The sequence below is a fragment of the Microbacterium sp. genome, from assembly GCF_047607225.1.
Classification (GTDB): Bacteria; Actinomycetota; Actinomycetes; order Actinomycetales; family Microbacteriaceae; genus Microbacterium.
Genome location: NZ_JASGDO010000044.1, coordinates 163,827 through 180,343, shown reverse-complemented (window position 1 = coordinate 180,343; position 16,517 = coordinate 163,827). Strand labels below are relative to the sequence as shown.

Annotated in this window: 21 protein-coding genes; 18 read left to right on the top strand and 3 right to left on the bottom strand. The window is 68.0% G+C overall.

Annotated elements, in window-relative coordinates; genetic code table 11:
* Position 1: 1 nt before the first annotated feature.
* The gene (gene map, locus QM591_RS08930) at positions 2 to 784 is read right to left on the bottom strand and encodes a type I methionyl aminopeptidase (RefSeq protein ID WP_415131690.1); all 783 of its coding nucleotides are present in this window, start codon (positions 782 to 784) and stop codon (positions 2 to 4) included.
* Positions 785 to 836: 52 nt separating this feature from the next.
* On the opposite strand from map, the gene QM591_RS08925 reads away from it, so the two are divergent.
* From QM591_RS08925 to QM591_RS08885, 9 genes are all read left to right on the top strand, one after another.
* Positions 837 to 1,328: an MFS transporter permease gene (locus tag QM591_RS08925; RefSeq protein WP_415131688.1), complete on the top strand. Its 492-nt coding sequence runs from the start codon at positions 837 to 839 to the stop codon at positions 1,326 to 1,328.
* Between the two features lie 184 nt (positions 1,329 to 1,512).
* The gene (gene rplS, locus QM591_RS08920; RefSeq protein ID WP_067162723.1) at positions 1,513 to 1,860 is read left to right on the top strand and encodes a 50S ribosomal protein L19; all 348 of its coding nucleotides are present in this window, start codon (positions 1,513 to 1,515) and stop codon (positions 1,858 to 1,860) included.
* 200 nt (positions 1,861 to 2,060) lie between these two features.
* Positions 2,061 to 2,816 (top strand): signal peptidase I, encoded by a 756-nt coding sequence (lepB, locus tag QM591_RS08915; protein ID WP_415131686.1) that lies wholly within the window; start codon positions 2,061 to 2,063, stop codon positions 2,814 to 2,816.
* Complete coding sequence (locus QM591_RS08910) at positions 2,813 to 3,472, top strand: ribonuclease HII (protein WP_415131684.1); 660 nt, start codon at positions 2,813 to 2,815, stop codon at positions 3,470 to 3,472. The genes lepB and QM591_RS08910 overlap by 4 nt, the downstream gene beginning before the upstream one ends.
* Before the next feature lie 40 nt (positions 3,473 to 3,512).
* On the top strand, positions 3,513 to 3,836 hold the full coding sequence (locus tag QM591_RS08905) for a DUF2469 family protein (RefSeq protein ID WP_067160553.1): 324 nt from the start codon (positions 3,513 to 3,515) through the stop codon (positions 3,834 to 3,836).
* A 96-nt stretch (positions 3,837 to 3,932) separates the two neighbouring features.
* Positions 3,933 to 4,295 (top strand): YraN family protein, encoded by a 363-nt coding sequence (locus QM591_RS08900; protein WP_415131682.1) that lies wholly within the window; start codon positions 3,933 to 3,935, stop codon positions 4,293 to 4,295.
* Positions 4,292 to 5,833, top strand: a complete 1,542-nt coding sequence (locus QM591_RS08895; protein ID WP_415131680.1) for a YifB family Mg chelatase-like AAA ATPase — start codon at positions 4,292 to 4,294, stop codon at positions 5,831 to 5,833. Before QM591_RS08900 ends, QM591_RS08895 begins: the two co-directional genes overlap by 4 nt.
* Positions 5,830 to 7,011, top strand: a complete 1,182-nt coding sequence (gene dprA, locus QM591_RS08890) for a DNA-processing protein DprA (RefSeq protein ID WP_415131678.1) — start codon at positions 5,830 to 5,832, stop codon at positions 7,009 to 7,011. Before QM591_RS08895 ends, dprA begins: the two co-directional genes overlap by 4 nt.
* A gap of 47 nt (positions 7,012 to 7,058) precedes the next feature.
* Positions 7,059 to 7,943, top strand: coding sequence for a tyrosine-type recombinase/integrase (locus QM591_RS08885; protein ID WP_415131773.1), 885 nt, complete (start codon positions 7,059 to 7,061; stop codon positions 7,941 to 7,943).
* A 27-nt stretch (positions 7,944 to 7,970) separates the two neighbouring features.
* On the opposite strand, the gene QM591_RS08880 is transcribed toward QM591_RS08885, so the two are convergent.
* On the bottom strand, positions 7,971 to 8,471 hold the full coding sequence (locus tag QM591_RS08880) for a peptidoglycan DD-metalloendopeptidase family protein (protein WP_415131676.1): 501 nt from the start codon (positions 8,469 to 8,471) through the stop codon (positions 7,971 to 7,973).
* A 257-nt stretch (positions 8,472 to 8,728) separates the two neighbouring features.
* On the opposite strand from QM591_RS08880, the gene rpsB reads away from it, so the two are divergent.
* The 9 genes from rpsB (at position 8,729) to QM591_RS08835 (ending at position 15,359) form a co-directional block, all read left to right on the top strand.
* The gene (gene rpsB / locus QM591_RS08875) at positions 8,729 to 9,619 is read left to right on the top strand and encodes a 30S ribosomal protein S2 (protein ID WP_415131674.1); all 891 of its coding nucleotides are present in this window, start codon (positions 8,729 to 8,731) and stop codon (positions 9,617 to 9,619) included.
* A 72-nt stretch (positions 9,620 to 9,691) separates the two neighbouring features.
* Complete coding sequence (tsf, locus tag QM591_RS08870; protein WP_415131672.1) at positions 9,692 to 10,519, top strand: translation elongation factor Ts; 828 nt, start codon at positions 9,692 to 9,694, stop codon at positions 10,517 to 10,519.
* Between the two features lie 86 nt (positions 10,520 to 10,605).
* Positions 10,606 to 11,325 (top strand): UMP kinase, encoded by a 720-nt coding sequence (pyrH, locus tag QM591_RS08865; RefSeq protein ID WP_415131670.1) that lies wholly within the window; start codon positions 10,606 to 10,608, stop codon positions 11,323 to 11,325.
* A gap of 56 nt (positions 11,326 to 11,381) precedes the next feature.
* On the top strand, positions 11,382 to 11,936 hold the full coding sequence (frr, locus tag QM591_RS08860; RefSeq protein WP_415131668.1) for a ribosome recycling factor: 555 nt from the start codon (positions 11,382 to 11,384) through the stop codon (positions 11,934 to 11,936).
* 6 nt (positions 11,937 to 11,942) lie between these two features.
* Positions 11,943 to 12,974: a phosphatidate cytidylyltransferase gene (locus QM591_RS08855; RefSeq protein WP_415131666.1), complete on the top strand. Its 1,032-nt coding sequence runs from the start codon at positions 11,943 to 11,945 to the stop codon at positions 12,972 to 12,974.
* A complete protein-coding gene (locus QM591_RS08850; RefSeq protein ID WP_415131664.1) occupies positions 12,971 to 13,531 on the top strand; it encodes a DivIVA domain-containing protein in 561 nt (186 codons plus the stop codon). Before QM591_RS08855 ends, QM591_RS08850 begins: the two co-directional genes overlap by 4 nt.
* Positions 13,532 to 13,719: 188 nt before the next feature.
* Positions 13,720 to 14,334 (top strand): lytic transglycosylase domain-containing protein, encoded by a 615-nt coding sequence (locus QM591_RS08845; protein ID WP_415131662.1) that lies wholly within the window; start codon positions 13,720 to 13,722, stop codon positions 14,332 to 14,334.
* A gap of 4 nt (positions 14,335 to 14,338) precedes the next feature.
* On the top strand, positions 14,339 to 14,626 hold the full coding sequence (locus tag QM591_RS08840; RefSeq protein ID WP_415131660.1) for a hypothetical protein: 288 nt from the start codon (positions 14,339 to 14,341) through the stop codon (positions 14,624 to 14,626).
* Position 14,627: 1 nt separating this feature from the next.
* Complete coding sequence (locus tag QM591_RS08835) at positions 14,628 to 15,359, top strand: alpha/beta hydrolase (protein ID WP_415131658.1); 732 nt, start codon at positions 14,628 to 14,630, stop codon at positions 15,357 to 15,359.
* Here QM591_RS08835 and QM591_RS08830 read toward each other — a convergent pair.
* Complete coding sequence (locus QM591_RS08830) at positions 15,354 to 16,433, bottom strand: AI-2E family transporter (protein ID WP_067160511.1); 1,080 nt, start codon at positions 16,431 to 16,433, stop codon at positions 15,354 to 15,356. The genes QM591_RS08835 and QM591_RS08830 overlap by 6 nt on opposite strands.
* Between the last annotated feature and the right edge of the window lie 84 nt (positions 16,434 to 16,517).

The window sequence follows — 16,517 nt, the reverse complement described above, 5'->3', positions numbered from 1 at the left end:
CTCAATCGACGCCGAGGAACGAGCGATCGGTGAGGACGATCGGTCCCTCGTCGGTGATCGCGACCGTGTGCTCGGAATGTGCGCCGCGTGAGCCGTCGACACTGCGCAGCGTCCAGCCGTCGGGGTCGGTGACGAGCCCGTCCGTGGTCTGCAGGAACCACGGTTCCAGCGCCAGCACGAGCCCCGGTCGCAGGGGGTATCCGCGACCGGCCTTGCCATCGTTGGGCACGTGCGGGTCGCCGTGCATCGTGCGTCCGACGCCGTGCCCGCCGAAGTCGGTGTTGATGCGATAGCCGTCGGTCGTGGCCACGTGGGAGATGGCGGCGGAGATGTCTCCGATGCGGTTGCCGACGCGGGCATGAGCGATGGCGGCCTCCAGGGCCCGCTCGGTCGTGTCGATCAGCGCGAGGTCTTCATCGCGCGCCGTGCCCACGACGAAGGAGACGGCCGAATCGGCGACCCAGCCGTCGACGGAGACGGCGAAGTCGAGGCTCACCAGGTCGCCGTCGCGCAGGTCGTAGTCGTGTGGCAGGCCGTGGAGGACGGCGTCGTTGACCGATGTGCAGATCACCTTCCCGAACGGACTCGCCCCGAACGAGGGGTGGTAATCGATGTAGCACGACTCCGCCCCCGCCCGCCGAATGAGGTCGTGGGCACGACGGTCGATCGCCAGGAGGTTCGTCCCCACTGTCGTCTCGTCCCGGAGGGTGGTGAGAACCTCGGCGACGAAGCGCCCCGCGGCACGCATCTGTTCGATCTCTGCGGGCGTGCGCAACTCGATCATGTGGATCCTTTCCTCAGGTTCCATTCTGACGGACAGGCGTAGCATCGGAGTCATGTGGGTACGACGGGCGTTCTTCCGATGGCTGATTCCCGCGGCGGTCGTCCTGCCGCTGTGGCTCGTGGTCGGGTGGATCGTGTTCGGCGCGAACCCCTGGGCGCTCCTGTGGGTGCTCGTCTCGGCTCCCATCGTGTTCATCGGCCAGATCGTGCTGACCCTGCTGGTTCGTGCCCGCGGCACGGTACGCACGGATCGGGCCGTGTCCTGGACCGACGTCGGCGTCATCGGGGCCTGGCACGTGTTCATCGTCGCTCTCGGAGTCTTCGACGGCAGGTGGTGGTGGCCGACACTCGCGGTGACGATCGCGGTAGGCGTCGCCGCGTTCTGCACGTCGCTGTCTCAGCTGTGGCGGGAGGCGCGGCCCTCGACCTTCCTGCTGCGCACGAGTGACGGTGTCGGCTACATCCCTCCGACGGCCGAGCCCGCATCGGAGCGCGTTGATCCCGACGTGCTGATCGTTCGCGAGAACCGGCCCCCGACGAGCTGACGGCTCCCGGGCGCGCACCGCGGGCGTTTTGGCGACGGTGTCCGTCCATGGCAGAATGGACACTTGTGCCCTGACCGGTCTCTGCCTCAGGGGAGCACGGCGTCGAACCATCGGCGTCTCGGGCACACCTCATTCACCTTTGACTCTCGCGATCGACCTGTGGCGGTCGCAGGAAGTGACGATCATGCAGATCCTCGACTCCGTCGACGCGGCCTCGCTCCGCTCCGACATCCCCACCTTCTCGCCCGGCGACACCGTCAAGGTGCACGTGAACATCACCGAGGGAAACCGTTCCCGTATCCAGGTGTTCCAGGGCGTCGTCATCGGCCGCTCCGGCGATGGCGTTCGTGAGACGTTCACCGTCCGCAAGATCAGCTTCCAGGTGGGTGTGGAGCGGACCTTCCCCGTCCACAGCCCGTCCATCGACCACATCGAGGTCGTCACCCGCGGCGATGTCCGTCGCGCCAAGCTCTACTACCTGCGCGAGCTGCGCGGCAAGAAGGCCAAGATCAAGGAGAAGCGCGACAACTGACGCGCTTGTCCACGAATGCCCCGGGCGTGATCCGGGGCATTCGTGTTTCCCGGGTATCTCGGGACCCAGGCATTCGACGTGGAGGAATCCGTCGTGGTGTGCGTGCGGCGCGACGCGGAGACGCGGCCGTGGTGTGCGAACCTTGAGGGGTGCAGTGAGCACGGCGGGATCAGCCCCTGCCGCCGAGACGAAGGATCCGAATGACGTCCGAAGAGACCGCCGCAGGGGCGGGCGAAGCACCGTTGCGCTCACGACGGCGGTCTCGCCGAGGATTGTGGCCGCTGGTGCGCGACATCCTCGTCATCATCGTCATCGCGGTCTTGGTGTCCTTCCTGGTCAAGACGTTCCTCGTCCGGTCGTTCTACATTCCGTCCGGCTCGATGGAGCAGACGCTGCAGGTGAAGGACCGCATCCTCGTCGATGAGCTCACCCCTCGCTTCGGTGGGTACTCCCGCGGCGACGTCGTCGTCTTCCGGGATCCGGGCGGGTGGCTTCCCACCGAGCCCACGCCGGCGAGGTCAGTGCTCGTCGAGGCCGTCGACTGGCTGCTCTCGGTCGTCGGGATCTCCGCGCCGGACAGCAAGGATCATCTGATCAAGCGGATCATCGGCGTTCCGGGCGACCACGTCGTCTGTTGCAACGCGATGGGTCAGGTGACCGTCAACGGCGTCCCCATCGACGAGTCCTCGTACCTCAACCTCGCGGAAGGCCAGAGCGCCCCCAACGTGGTTTCCTACGACGTGACGGTGCCGGAGGGGTCGCTCTGGGTGCTAGGAGACAATCGGGACTCTTCACGAGACTCTCGGTACAACATGGACCAACCGGGAGGCGGCTTCGTCCCGCTCGACAATGTCGTTGGGCGCGCGTTCCTGATCACGTCGCCGTTGCCGCGCTTCGGTCTCATCGACTTCCACCACGACGTGTTCGCCGGCGTTCCGGAGCCCGTGGCGCGATGACGGTCGTTGCGCCTCGGCTCGGTCTTGAGCGGCGGCTCCTCAAGGAGCACCCGCTCATCATCGCGTGTGACGAGGTCGGCCGTGGAGCCCTTGCGGGGCCCGTGGCGGTGGGGGCGACGGTGATGGATGCCGCCGGCGCGCGGCGCCGGATCCCCGCGGGACTGCGTGACTCCAAGCTCGTCGCGGAAGCTCGGCGGCCGGAGGTCGCCGAGCGCGCGAGGGCGTGGGTGCGGGCCTCTTCAGTCGGTTGGGCCGACGCGGGCGAGATCGATCGGGTGGGGATCATGCGTGCGCTGGGCCTGGCGGCACAGCGCGCGATCGCCGACCTGCGGGCGGCCGGAGTCGTCGTCGAGGAGGCGATCGTGCTCCTCGACGGGAACTACGACTACATCTCGGCGGCCGGCCCGGCGACGCTCACCGTCCGCCCCGTCATCAAGGCGGACCGTGACTGCGCATCGGCCTCCGCGGCGTCGATCATCGCGAAGGTCGCGCGAGACGAACTGATGGCGCGCCTTCATGACGAGAGCCCCGTGTACCAGTGGGCGCGGAACAAGGGGTATGCGAGTGCGGACCATCGTGCCGCGATCCGATCGCACGGCCTCAGTCCGCACCATCGATCGTCGTGGGCGATCGCCGATGCGCCGACCTTGTTCTAGGGACGTCGACGCGGCGCCGCGGCCATAGGATTGAGTCACCATGGATGACGAAGTCTTCGAGGATTACGACCGCGAACTCGAGTTGGCGCTCTACAAGGAGTACCGCGACGTCGTGTCGCAGTTCCAGTACGTCATCGAGACCGAGCGGCGCTTCTACCTCGCCAATGAAGTCAACGTCGTGCGCCGCGACACTGAGCACGACTTCTACTTCGAGATCTCGATGAACGACGTGTGGGTGTGGGACATCTACCGCGCGGACCGCTTCGTGAAGTCGGTGCGGGTCCTCACATTCAAGGACGTGAACGTCGAGGAGTTGCAGCGGCGCGACTTCCAGATCCCCGACGAGCTCTCGCTCGACTCCTGAGCGTCGGCTCCTGCACGCTGGGCGAATCGTAGGGCTCATCCCCACCTAGGCACTCCGGGCGCACCGGCCGGCGTCATCGGGCGCGACGATCGTCGCATGGCGATGAAAGACGTACGCGGTCGCGACGGTGAGGAACGGGCTGCCGATTATCTGCTCGCGGCCGGTTACCGGGTCGTCGACCGAAACTGGCGGTGCCCCGAGGGTGAGATCGACATCGTGGCCACCCGCGGAGCAAGCCTGGTCATCGTCGAGGTCAAGACCCGGCGGACGGCGTGGTTCGGACACCCCTTCGAGGCGGTCGATGCGCGGAAGGCCGCGCGCCTGTGGCGCCTCGGTGCCACCTGGAGCCGAACTCACGAGTCCGAGGCGCGCGGTCGCCGTCTGCAACTCGACATCATCGGAATCACGGGGGAAGACCCCCGAACCGCCGTCCTCGAACACCTCGAAGACGTCCGATGACGATCGGTCGAACGTGGACGGTGGTCCTCACGGGGCTCGTCGGCGACGTCGTCGAGGTCGAAGCCGATCTCGCTTCGCAGACCCCGGGATTCACGGTGATCGGTCTCCCGGACAAGTCGATCGGCGAAGCGCACCAGCGCGTTCGTAACGCCTGCGGCAACAGCGACCTGCCATTGCCTCGTCGGCACGTCGTGGTCAATCTCTCACCCGCGAGCCTGCCCAAGCACGGGACCGGCCTCGACGTCGCCATGGCGATCGCCGCGCTGGCGACGGAACTGCCCCTCGATGCCGTCTCGCTCGGCGCCACGGTGCATCTGGGTGAGTTGAGTCTGGACGGTCGACTCCGGCCCGTACCGGGGATCCTTCCCGCCGTGGCGGCGGCCGCCCGGGCAGGATTTCGCGTGGTCGTGGTGCCTGCCGCGTGCCGTGACGAGGCCGAACTGGTGGCCGACGTGCGCGTCGTCCCCGCCGTGAGTCTTCGTGATGTGGCGAGACTCCACGGCTTGGACGTCGTCGATACCGTGCAGGAGCCGGTTCCCCTCCCGGGCGGAGAATCGTCTCTCGCTGACCCCCCGGCGGAGGAGACCGATCTTCGTGAGGTGATCGGTCAGCCCGAAGCAGTGGAGGCGATGATCATCGCCGCGGCAGGAGGACATCATGCGCTGATGAGCGGACCCCCTGGGGCGGGAAAGACCATGCTGGCGCGGCGTCTGCCGGGCATTCTTCCCCCGTTGGAAGACGATGAAGCCCTGCAGGTGGCCTCGTTGCGATCGCTTGCGGGTCGGCCCGTGCACATCCTCGATCGGACGCCACCCTTCGAAGCTCCCCACCACTCCGCGAGCGCAGCTGCTCTCGTCGGTGGCGGGAGCCGGTATGTGCGGCCGGGAGCGATCGCCCGTGCCTCTGGTGGCGTGTTGTTTCTCGACGAGGCGGGGGAGTTTTCCGCCCACGCGCTCGACGCGCTGCGCCAGCCGTTGGAAGCCGGAGAGATCTCGATCCACAGAGCGGGTTTCCATGCCCGGTTCCCGGCGCGGTTCCAGCTGCTTCTGGCGACGAATCCGTGCCCGTGCGGCCAGTATGGGGTTCCCGGGGGCGCCTGCTCCTGTCCGTCGCTGGCGATTCGGCGTTATCTCAGCAGACTGAGCGGTCCGCTCGTCGACCGGATCGACATCGAGCTCGCCGTGCAGAGGGTGTCGCTGGCTCGATTGCGCAGCGGCGAAGGCACGGTCAGCAGCGCGAGCGCACGCGAGCGGGTGGCCGAGGCCAGGGCGCGAGCGGAGCGCCGCCTTCAGGGGCTGCCCTGGAGGACGAACGCCCGAGCGAGCGGGACGTGGCTGCGCGACGGTCCTCAGGCGCCGTCTGCGGATGTTCGCGCGCCGCTGGATGCGGCTCTTCACCGCGGCGCGCTCACCTTGCGCGGCTACGACCGTGTGCTTCGTGTCGCCTGGACGCTCGCGGATCTCGACGGTCGCGACCGTGTCACGGTCGGCGACGTCGGCCGCGCACTCTTCTTGAAGAAGGGATCGGCAGCGTCATGATCGATCTGTCCACAGAGGCTGCCCGCCGTCGCGCCGGAGCGCTGCGGGCGGACCTGTCGGACGACGATGCCCTTCGAGCGCTTGATGCGCGAATGCTCTGGTCTGCCCTCATCGAACCGGGCGATGGGGTCGCTGGCGCGCTGATCGCTGCCTACGGAGCTCGAGCCGCCCTGGAGATCGCCGTCGGCGCGCGTGACCTCCCGAGTGTGCGGACAGATGAGCTCCGGGCCGGCCGTCGGCGCTGGCTGGCGCGGCTCGACGACGCGGTCACGGCTGCCGAGCGCGCAGTCGCAGCGGGAGTCGTGCCATTGACGCCCGAGGACGATCAGTGGCCACGCCGGCTCGATGACCTGGGCGTCCACGCTCCCGTCTGCATCTGGTGGCGGGGGAGAGCGGAGGTTCTGAGCCTCCCGCGGAGCGTCGCTCTCGTGGGAGCCCGCGCGTCTACGGCCTATGGTGAACACGTCACGGCCGAGTTGGCATCCGGTCTCGCTGGCCGTGGCGCGGTCGTGGTCTCGGGAGCCGCCTACGGCATCGACGCCGTCGGACATCGCACTGCGCTTCTGGCAGAGGGTCCTACCGTCGCCTGGCTCGCCAACGGTGTCGATCGCGCATATCCCGCGGGGAATCGCCATCTCATCGAGCGCATCGTGCGGGAGGGAGGCGCGGTCGTCGCCGAAGTCCCCTGTGGCGCGTCACCGACGAAGTGGCGGTTCCTGGCGCGGAATCGTCTGATCGCGGCGTCGTCGGTGGCCACGGTGGTGGTGGAGGCCGGATGGCGCAGCGGCTCTCTCAACACCGCTGGACACGCCGCGCAGCTCGGGAGACCTCTGGGCGCGGTGCCCGGCCCCGTGACGAGCGCCGCCTCCGCGGGGTGTCACCGGTTGATGCGGGAGTACGGTGCACAATGCGTCACGGGCGTCGATGACGTGCTGGAACTGATGGGCTCTCTCGGAGACGTCCACGAGAGCGACTCCCCGCACCGCGCTGACACGTCGCATCCGGATCCGCACGACCGGCTCATCGCATCGTTGAGCGCAACTACCCCGCGTCGCGTCGCCGAGCTCGCCCAGCGGACGGGACTAGGCGGCGACGACGTGACCGCAGTGCTCGGACTTCTCGCGCTCGAGGGCCGGGTGATCGAAGGGCCGCGGGGGTGGCGGCGCACACCTCGGTGAGTCGGCCGACCGTCGTCCTCATGGGGAGGCATGGTGGACGTGTGCAGATGATCGACGCGATCGAGGAGTTCTCGCGCCACCTCACCGACGTGCGGAGGCTCTCCCGAGCAACGGTCCGGGCATACACGGCGGACCTGCGGGATCTCAACGAGGGCTACCTCCTCGAGGAGGTCGATATCGAGCACTTGCGTGAGTGGCTGTGGAAGGCCACGCAGCGGGGAGACGCTCGCTCCACGATCGCTCGTCGGGCGGCCTCGGCACGCGCCTTCTTCCGTTGGGCGGTGAGCGCAGGGCACCTCACCTCGGATCCGAGCGCGCGGCTGCAGTCTCCCAAGCGCGGTCGTCCGCTTCCGCGCGTGGCCTCTGCCGATGCGATGAGCACCGTGCTCGACGCGGCGCGGGCGGTCGCAGATCACGGGGACGCCGTCGCCCTGAGAGACGCGGCCATCCTTGAGCTGCTCTACGCGTCAGCGTTGCGCGTGTCGGAGCTCTGCGGAATCGACCTCGACGACCTCGATCGCGACCGCGGGACGGTCCGCGTGACCGGCAAGGGATCCAAACAGCGCACCGCCCCCTACGGTCGGCCCGCGCAGCTCGCGATCGATCGTTATCTCTCGTCGGGGCGTCCGGTGCTCGTTGCCCGGGGGACGGGGACACCGGCACTCTTCCTCGGAGCGCGCGGCGGCCGTATCGGCAGCCGAGCCGTCTACGACGTCGTGAGCCGCACCGTGGGGCCAGCCGTCGGTGCCGCAGCACTCGGCCCGCACGCGTTGCGGCACTCCGCGGCGACGCATCTTCTCGACGGCGGCGCTGACCTCCGCGCCGTCCAAGAGATGCTCGGCCACGCGAGCCTCGGAACCACCCAGATCTACACGCACGTCTCCGCGGAGAAGCTGACGCAGACCTACCGACTGGCTCATCCTCGTGCCTGACCCCTAGATCAGCACCGGACCCCTAGATCAGCAGCAGGGCAGGAGGACGGCGGGTGGCACTCCGCCGATGAGCCCGGTGGGGTCGATGTAGCGGTCGTAGCGTCGCACGCCGAAGTGCAGTGCCCCGTCGCCGTGGCCGCCGGAGCCGAGAACAGCCACAACCGCTCCTCGCGCCACGGCAGTCCCCGTCGGGGCCGCTTCCGTCACCGGCTCCAGCGTCGTGATCCACCCGCCGCCATGATCGATCGTGAGGACGCCGCGACCGGCGACGGAGCCGGAGAATGCGACCACTCCGTCGGCCGGAGCGAGGACCGTCTGTGCCGGCGCTGCGACGAGATCCACCCCCCGATGTCCTGCGGCGTAGGCGTGGGCGGGCTCCATGAAGGGGGCGTCGATCCGGAGCGGTGTCACGGGCCACTGCCAGACGATCGGGGGCGGATCGACCGGCGCCGAGCGCACGGCGGGTGTGGCCGAGGGTGTGGAGACGAGGACGAGGAGAAGAAGGACCGCAGAGGCGAGGGCACGCATGCGCCAAGTGTGCGTGGCCTTCGCGCGGGAGGAGCGGTCGTATCTCGGCGGATGTGAGGAGCGCACGATCCGCAGTGGCGGGGGAGGAGCCAGGGTAACTGGTAGGCTGGAAGGGCATCCCGCTCGTCGGGGTGACTACGCGTGCCCACTCGAGGTCACACATCCCCGGTCCCTTCATGAAGGGTGGGTGTGTGCCAGGGCGCCAGGTTCGCGGCCGACCGGCCGTCGAAGACAACCCAAAGAACAGGAGAACGGCCATGGCCGTCGTCACGATTCGCCAGCTGCTCGACAGCGGCGTCCACTTCGGGCACCAGACCCGCCGCTGGAACCCGAAAGTCAAGCGCTTCATCCTCACGGAGCGTTCGGGCATTCACATCATCGACCTCCAGCAGTCGCTGTCGTACATCGACAAGGCGTACGAGTTCGCGAAGGAGACCGTCGCCCACGGTGGCACGATTCTCTTCGTCGGGACCAAGAAGCAGGCGCAGGAAGTGATCGCCGAGCAGGCGACCCGCGTCGGGCAGCCCTACGTGAACCAGCGCTGGCTGGGCGGCCTGCTCACCAACTTCTCCACCGTCAGCAAGCGCCTCGCACGCATGAAGGAGCTGGAGGAGCTCGACTTCGAGAACCCCGCCGAGAGCGGATTCACGAAGAAGGAGCTGCTGCTCAAGAAGCGTGAGCTCGACAAGCTGCACAAGTCGCTCGGTGGCATCCGCAACCTGCAGAAGACGCCCTCGGCCATCTGGGTCGTCGACGCCAAGCGGGAGCACCTCGCCATCGACGAGGCCAAGAAGCTCGGCATCCCGGTGATCGGAATCCTCGACACCAACGCCGACCCCGACGAGTTCCAGTTCCCGATTCCCGGGAATGACGACGCGATCCGTTCGGTCGGCCTGCTGACCCGCATCATCGCGGACGCCGCCGCCGAAGGGCTCATCCAGCGTCACCAGCCGTCGGAGGAGTCCGCCGACGCCGAGCCGCTGGCCGACTGGGAGCGGGAGCTCCTGGAGCAGCCGACGGCGGAGACGCCGGACGTGGCCGCCGTCGAGACCGCTGCCACCGAGTCCGCCGCCGACGAGGCAGGCGCCGAGGCTGCTGCCGAGACGCCGGCCGCCGAGACCAGCACCGACTCGAGCGCTGCCGAGTAATCCGCTTTCGCCGGGGAGCCGCCGATCGCGGCTCCCCGGCACCAGACGACACACGACTAGGAGCCACTACCCATGGCAAACTTCACGATCGCCGACATCAAGGCCCTGCGCGAGCAGCTCGGCACGGGCATGGTCGACACCAAGAAGGCGCTCGAGGAGGCCGACGGAGACCTCGAGAAGGCCGTCGAGATCCTGCGCCTCAAGGGGGCGAAGGGCAACGCCAAGCGGGCCGACCGTTCGACCAGCGAGGGCCTCGTCGCCGCCGCCGAGCGTGACGGCAAGGTCACGATCATCGAGCTCAACACGGAGACCGACTTCGTCGCGAAGAACGAGCGGTTCATCGCTCTCGCGGACAAGGTGCTCGACGCCGCGGCCGCCGCCGGTGCCGATTCGGCCGAGGCTGCTCTGGCTGCCGATGCCGGCGGACAGACGGTCGCCGACCTCATCTCCGACGAAGCGGCGATCATCGGCGAGAAGGTCGAACTGCGACGCGTCCGCACCCTGACCGGTGACGCGTTCGAGATCTACCTCCACAAGACGAGCAAGGACCTCCCCCCGCAGATCGGCGTCGTGGTGGCCTACACGGGCACCGACGCCGAGACGGCCCGGAGCATCGCTCAGCACATCTCGTTCGCCAACCCGACCTACCTCTCGCGCGAGGACGTCCCCGAGGACGAGGTGGAGAAGGAGCGTCAGATCGTCACGGAGATCTCGCGCAACGAGGGCAAGCCCGAGGCGGCGCTGCCCAAGATCGTCGAGGGCCGTGTCGGCGCGTTCTTCAAGCAGGTGGCCCTGCTCGACCAGGACTACGCGAAGGACAACAAGCAGTCCGTCCAGCAGGTCGCCAAGGCCGCCGGCATCACGATCACCGATTTCGCCCGATTCAAGGTCGGCGCGTAATCGTCGAAAGGGGCCTGCATCATCGCGATGCGGGCCCCTTTTCGATGCCCGCTGTTGGATAGTCTGCAACCGACGAGAGGAACCCCATGCCCACTGAGACCACCGGACGCCGGCGCGTCCTCCTGAAACTGTCCGGAGAGGCGTTCGGGGGTGGGCAGCTCGGGGTGAACCCCGACATCGTCAGCCAGATCGCGCGAGAGATCGCCGAGGCTGTGGACACGGTCGAGATCTCGATCGTCGTGGGCGGAGGCAACTTCTTCCGTGGCGCCGAGCTCAGCCAGCGTGGCATGGACCGTGGGCGAGCGGACTACATGGGAATGCTCGGAACGGTGATGAATGCCCTCGCACTGCAGGACTTCCTCGAGCAGGCAGGCGCGGCGACGCGCGTGCAATCGGCGATCTCGATGACACAGGTCGCCGAGCCCTACATTCCCCGACGAGCCGAGCGTCACATGGAGAAGGGCCGCGTGGTGATCTTCGGCGCTGGAGCCGGCCTGCCCTACTTCTCCACCGATACCGTGGCCGCCCAACGCGCGTTGGAGATCGGCGCCGACGAGGTTCTGGTCGCGAAGAATGGCGTCGACGGCGTCTATACGGCCGATCCCCACCGCGACGCCGATGCGATCAAGCTCGACCGACTGACCTACTCCGATGCGCTCCAGCGCGGACTGAAGGTCGTCGACTCGACCGCGTTCAGTCTCTGCATGGACAACGGGATCGACATGCGCGTCTTCGGCATGGAGCCGGCCGGAAATGTGACCCGCGCCCTCCTGGGCGAGTCGATCGGCACGCTCGTCACCGTCTGAGTGGCGCGCGGCCTCCGCACTAGACTGGATCAGACGCAACAACGAATGGAGTGACCGTGATCGCCGAGACTCTGGCTGACACGACCGCGCGCATGGACCGTGCCGTGGAGGCTGCGAAGGACGACTTCGCCACCGTACGGACGGGGCGGGCCAACCCGCAGTTGTTCCAGAAGATCCTGGTGGACTACTACGGCTCGCCGACCCCGCTCGCGCAGCTCGCGTCGTTGAACAACCCGGAGGCGCGCACGCTGGTCGTCACGCCGTACGACAAGTCGGCGCTCAAGGCGATCGAGCAGGCGATCCGTGACACGCCGAACCTCGGGGCGAACCCGACCAATGACGGCAACATCGTCCGCGTGACGATGCCCGAGCTCACCGCCGAGCGCCGCAAGGAGTACGTCAAGCTCGTGCGCTCCAAGGGCGAGGACGCCAAGGTGCACCTCCGTGGGATCCGGCGCAAGGCGAAGGACGAGCTCGACGGCCTCAAGAGCGAGGTCGGCGAGGATGACCTCGCTCGTGCCGAGAAGGAGCTCGACGCCATCACGCGTGCGCACGTCGATGAGATCGACGAGGCGCTCAAGCGCAAAGAGGCCGAGCTCCTCGAGGTCTGACACCCCATGACCGACGACCCTTCGGCCGCGTCGGGACCGGCTCCGGCTGACCCGCCGACGAGAGGTGACGCGCGTCGCGCCGCTTCGGCCGATCCGTCGTCGCTGCAGTCGCACGTGCGCGCTGCTCGATCCGAGTTCGAACATCAGATCGGGCGGGCCCGTGCGGATTTCGAGCAGGTCAACGAGCGCATCAATGAGCGCACCGGCCGCAATCTCCTGCTGGCCGTGTTGATCGGTCTGGCGATCGGTGCGGCCGTGCTGGGGTCGCTGCTGTTCATCAAGTCGTTGTTCCTCATCTTCGCGATCCCCGTCTGCGCGCTCGGCATCTTCGAGTTCTCCCGTGCGCTCCAGGGCGCGGGACGCCGTGTGGACGTCTGGCCTCAGATCGTCGTCGGCACCCTGATCCTGGTGGCGGGCTTCATGGAGGGACACTGGACCCACTGGGTCGTCACCTTCTCTGGGGTCAGCCTGCTGATCGTCTGGCGCATGGTGACTCAGATGGCCCTCGCGGACGGGCGGCGGTATGGCGAAGTCGTCTCCGATCTGCTCGTCGCAGGCCTCATCCCGATCTACGTCCCGTTCCTCGCGAGCCTCACGCTCGTCCTGCTGCGGCAGGAGTCCGGGCAGTACTGGCTTCTCACGATGATCGTGGTCGTCGTCGCCTCGGACACAGGCGCCTACGCGTCGGGGCTCGCCTTCGGCAAGCACCCGATGGCGCCGCGCATCAGTCCCAAGAAGACCTGGGAGGGCTTCGCGGGGGCAGCGGTGTTCGCCCTGGTGTCCGCGGTTCTCGCGGGGATCTTCCTGCTCGACATTCCGATCTGGGCCGCACTGCTCGTGGGCGTCGTGATCCTGGTGACCGCCACGGTCGGGGACCTGGGGGAATCGATGATCAAGAGGGATCTGGGGATCAAGGACATGAGCTCCTGGCTGCCTGGTCACGGCGGTGTGCTCGATCGGCTCGATTCCATCCTCCCGTCGGCCGCTGTCACGCTCGGCCTGTATTTCGTCCTCTCCCCGTTGGCAGGTGCCTCATGACCGACACCGATGTTCGCCCGTTCCCTCGAACGACCGGCCGCACCAAGGGCTACGATCCGGAGGCGGTCGACGCGTTCCTTGCGCGGGCGCGCGAGGCGTTCGAGGCGCCGGCCTCGGAGACCCCGATGCGGTCCGCCGACGTGCGGCAAACGGCCTTCCCCCTCGTTCGTCAGGGCTACCAGGTCGCGGCCGTCGACTCGGCTCTCGGGCGGATCGAGGACGCGTTCGCGGCCCGGGAGCGGGAGGCGGCGCTGTCGCAGGCGGGTGCGCGGGCCTGGGTGAGCGCGTCACGCCGACTCGCGCAGGAGGTCCTCGACCGCTTGTCCAGGGAGCCGCGACAGCGGTTCCGCCGGGCAGGCTACCTGCATTTCGGCTATCGGATCGATGAGGTCGACATCGTTGCGGATCGCATCGCGGGATACCTCGAGTCGGGGGAGCCCCTGACGGCCGAGCAGGTGCGAACGGTGGCATTCCGAATGCAGCGCAACGGCTACGACGAGGCGCAAGTGGACGCCGTGCTCGACGCCGTCGTCGAAGTGATGCTGGCCGTCGGATAGTCCCGTGGACGGCGCGGGCGTGGCATGTGTGAAGCGGGACCGGTAAGATCGAGCGCATTGTGAGTCCTGACCGCGCCGTGATCCCCGTCTCGTCTGCGAAGCCTCCGGCCTCCACGCGACGTTCCGTGACGCGTGGCCGAAGCTCATCGGAGCCGACGGCCTGGTCGCGCAGACGCCGGTTCGTATCGGTGTTCGCCGTCTTCGCGACGGCGGCTTTTGCAGGGGCCTATGTCCTTCCGCTCACCGCCACGATCTCTCCCGCGCAGGCTGCGGAGCCGGATCCGATCTCGCTCTATGCGAGCACGATCCAGGATGCCCAGGCCTACATCGCCACCCACGCGGATGACGAGGACGGACTCGGCCGCGACGGGATGAACTTCACCGCCTACGTCAAGCCGAAGCCGAAGCCCACCCCGACGGCGGCCACGAAGGACACGGCGACCGGTTCGCCCTCGGGCGGATCAGGGGCGTCGTGGCGGCCGCCATTCGTGACTCCCAACCCCGGGAGTGCGCAGGCCATCGCCTATGAACTGGTGACCGCGCGCGGATGGGGAGACGACCAGTTCGCCTGCCTCGTCGCACTGTGGAAGAAGGAGTCCGGCTGGCGCGTCAACGCCTACAACAAGTCGAGCGGAGCCTATGGGATCCCCCAGGCGCTCCCCGGCAGAAAGATGGCGAGCGCGGGAAGCGATTGGGAGACCAATCCGGCCACCCAGATCACGTGGGGCCTCGGGTACATCAAGGGACGCTACGGCTCACCCTGCGGCGCCTGGGATCACTCGCAGCGTCGGGGCTGGTACTGATCGCATGCCCCGGTCACATCGCCGCCGACGGGACTCCACGGCCGGCGACGCGTCTTTCGAGCGCTTGCTTGCCGGCTGGAAGCGCACCGAGGTGCGCCACGGACGCGAATGGACGGTCCAGCCCGTCTCGGCGTCGCAAGCGCTGAAGAGCTACACCTGCCCCGGGTGCGCAGGGGAGGTATCGCCGGGAACCGCACATGTGGTCGTGTGGCGCGCCGATGGCATCCTGGGAGATGCCGCAGACCTGGCGGCGCGAAGGCACTGGCACACCGGATGCTGGGGGAGAGGCTGACATGGAGATCCGCGGACCGATCCTCCTTCCTGCGCGGCGGGAGAACATCGAACTGCACACCCTCGACGGGCTGACACTCGTGGGAGAACTGGCGATGCCGCTCGACCGTCCCCCGGTCGCCACGCTCGTCACGCTTCATCCGCTCCCCACCGCCGGCGGTTTCATGGACTCGCACATCCTGCGCAAGGCCGCGGGGCGTCTGCCGGCGTTGGCCGACATCGCCGTGCTGCGCTTCAACACGCGGGGAACGGCGTCGGCGCGGGGAACGAGCGAGGGGGCCTTCGACGGGGGAGCCTCCGAGGCCTTCGACGTCGCCGCCGCGGTGGCCTTCGCCGAGCAGCGCGGGCTGCCGCGCCCGTGGCTCGTGGGCTGGTCTTTCGGCACGGAACTCGCCCTCAAGTACGGGCGGGATCTGGACGTCGCGGGCGTCATCCTCCTCTCACCGCCGTTGCATCGGACCACCGATGAGGAGGTGGCGGCCTGGCGGGACGATCCGCGCCCTCTCGTCGTCCTCGTCCCGGAGCTCGACGACTACCTGAGGCCGGACGAGGCCCGACGTCGGTTCGGGGTCCTCCCGAACGCGACCCTGGTCGCCGTCGACGGCGGCAAGCACTTGTGGGTCGGGGAGAACCAGACCCGACGGGTGCTGACCGAGATCGTCGCGGCCGTCAACCCTGACGCGCTCCCGCTGCCCGAGGAATGGGACGGAGCAGAGGGACGACCGGCGTCATAGCTCATTCTGCCGGGGGATCACGACCTGGCGGTAGATGATGAGGATGCTCGCGGCGACCGGGATGGCGACGAGGGCGCCGAGCAGCTGGCCGAGGGACGCGCCCGCCAGCGCAGCGATGACCACGACGGCCCCGGGAACAGCGACCGCGCGGTTCATGATCCTCGGCGAGATCAGGTACGCCTCCACCTGCATGTAGACGACGTACCAGACGAGGGCGACGATGGCCGTGAGCGGGGAACCGAGACCCGGGATCAGGCACGTCAGCACGATGATGATCGAACCCGTGAGCGTGCCCACGAGGGGGATCAGCGAGAAGAAGAACGCGACCACCGCCAGGACGGCGGGGAAGGGGGCCTGGATGACCGTGAGGAAGATCGCGCTGAGCACGCCGTTGACGGCGCCGAGCGTGACCTGCCCCATCACGTAGTAGCCGACAGAAGCCGTGATCTGCTCGGACAGGTCGATGAAGCGTGCCCGCTTCGAGGCGGGGACGAGTTGGTAGACCGCAGCCTTCAGCGACGGTGTGGAGGCCGTGAAGTAGATCGTCAGGATGAGGACGATGATCGCCCCGGTGAATCCCGCGATGATGGATGCCCCGATCGTGACCAGGCTCTCCCCGATGCTCGTCCCGATCCCTCCGACGTTGATCGACTGGTACCAGTCGGAGAGGTAATCGAAGACCTGATCGACATCCAGGAGCGGGAAGGTGGTGTGCAGCCACTCCTTGGTGTCGGTGATCGGGTCCCACTGCTGACTGACGAGCTGAGCGATGAGCTTCTGGATCTCGTTGATGAGCTGTGTGATCTGGCCGACGATGATGGGCACCACCATCAGGATGATCCCCGCGAAGGCGGCGAGCACGGCGGCGAAGGTCACCACCAGCGCCCCCCACCGGGGAAGCCCCCGGCGCTCCAGCCACGAGACCAGGGGGTCCAGGCCCAGAGCGAGGAAGAGGGCGGTACCGACGTAGAGGAGGACGGTAGACAGTGTCTGGACACTCGAGATCAGCATCAGGCCGACGCCCACGCCGAGGGTAGCGACGAGAGCGGTGCGGAAAGGATGCTGAAGCTTCACGGGTCTGCCTTCTGCCGAGGTGGTTGACGATCAGGATACGCACGGCCGCGCCGGCTGCGCCGCCGCCACCCCCTCCCGGGCGAC

Bases quoted from the DNA above. Each gene is read 5' to 3' on its own strand.
- QM591_RS08885 (WP_415131773.1), top strand. From the start codon at position 7,059: ATGATCGACGCGATCGAGGAGTTCTCGCGCCACCTCACCGACGTGCGG.
- QM591_RS08905 (WP_067160553.1), top strand. From the start codon at position 3,513: ATGGATGACGAAGTCTTCGAGGATTACGACCGCGAACTCGAGTTGGCG.
- QM591_RS08835 (WP_415131658.1), top strand. From the start codon at position 14,628: ATGGAGATCCGCGGACCGATCCTCCTTCCTGCGCGGCGGGAGAACATC.
- QM591_RS08850 (WP_415131664.1), top strand. From the start codon at position 12,971: ATGACCGACACCGATGTTCGCCCGTTCCCTCGAACGACCGGCCGCACC.
- QM591_RS08895 (WP_415131680.1), top strand. From the start codon at position 4,292: ATGACGATCGGTCGAACGTGGACGGTGGTCCTCACGGGGCTCGTCGGC.
- QM591_RS08880 (WP_415131676.1), bottom strand. From the start codon at position 8,471: ATGCGTGCCCTCGCCTCTGCGGTCCTTCTTCTCCTCGTCCTCGTCTCC.
- QM591_RS08910 (WP_415131684.1), top strand. From the start codon at position 2,813: ATGACGGTCGTTGCGCCTCGGCTCGGTCTTGAGCGGCGGCTCCTCAAG.
- rpsB (WP_415131674.1), top strand. From the start codon at position 8,729: ATGGCCGTCGTCACGATTCGCCAGCTGCTCGACAGCGGCGTCCACTTC.
- QM591_RS08900 (WP_415131682.1), top strand. From the start codon at position 3,933: ATGGCGATGAAAGACGTACGCGGTCGCGACGGTGAGGAACGGGCTGCC.
- rplS (WP_067162723.1), top strand. From the start codon at position 1,513: ATGCAGATCCTCGACTCCGTCGACGCGGCCTCGCTCCGCTCCGACATC.
- lepB (WP_415131686.1), top strand. From the start codon at position 2,061: ATGACGTCCGAAGAGACCGCCGCAGGGGCGGGCGAAGCACCGTTGCGC.
- QM591_RS08855 (WP_415131666.1), top strand. From the start codon at position 11,943: ATGACCGACGACCCTTCGGCCGCGTCGGGACCGGCTCCGGCTGACCCG.
- QM591_RS08925 (WP_415131688.1), top strand. From the start codon at position 837: ATGTGGGTACGACGGGCGTTCTTCCGATGGCTGATTCCCGCGGCGGTC.
- tsf (WP_415131672.1), top strand. From the start codon at position 9,692: ATGGCAAACTTCACGATCGCCGACATCAAGGCCCTGCGCGAGCAGCTC.
- QM591_RS08840 (WP_415131660.1), top strand. From the start codon at position 14,339: ATGCCCCGGTCACATCGCCGCCGACGGGACTCCACGGCCGGCGACGCG.
- map (WP_415131690.1), bottom strand. From the start codon at position 784: ATGATCGAGTTGCGCACGCCCGCAGAGATCGAACAGATGCGTGCCGCG.
- dprA (WP_415131678.1), top strand. From the start codon at position 5,830: ATGATCGATCTGTCCACAGAGGCTGCCCGCCGTCGCGCCGGAGCGCTG.
- pyrH (WP_415131670.1), top strand. From the start codon at position 10,606: ATGCCCACTGAGACCACCGGACGCCGGCGCGTCCTCCTGAAACTGTCC.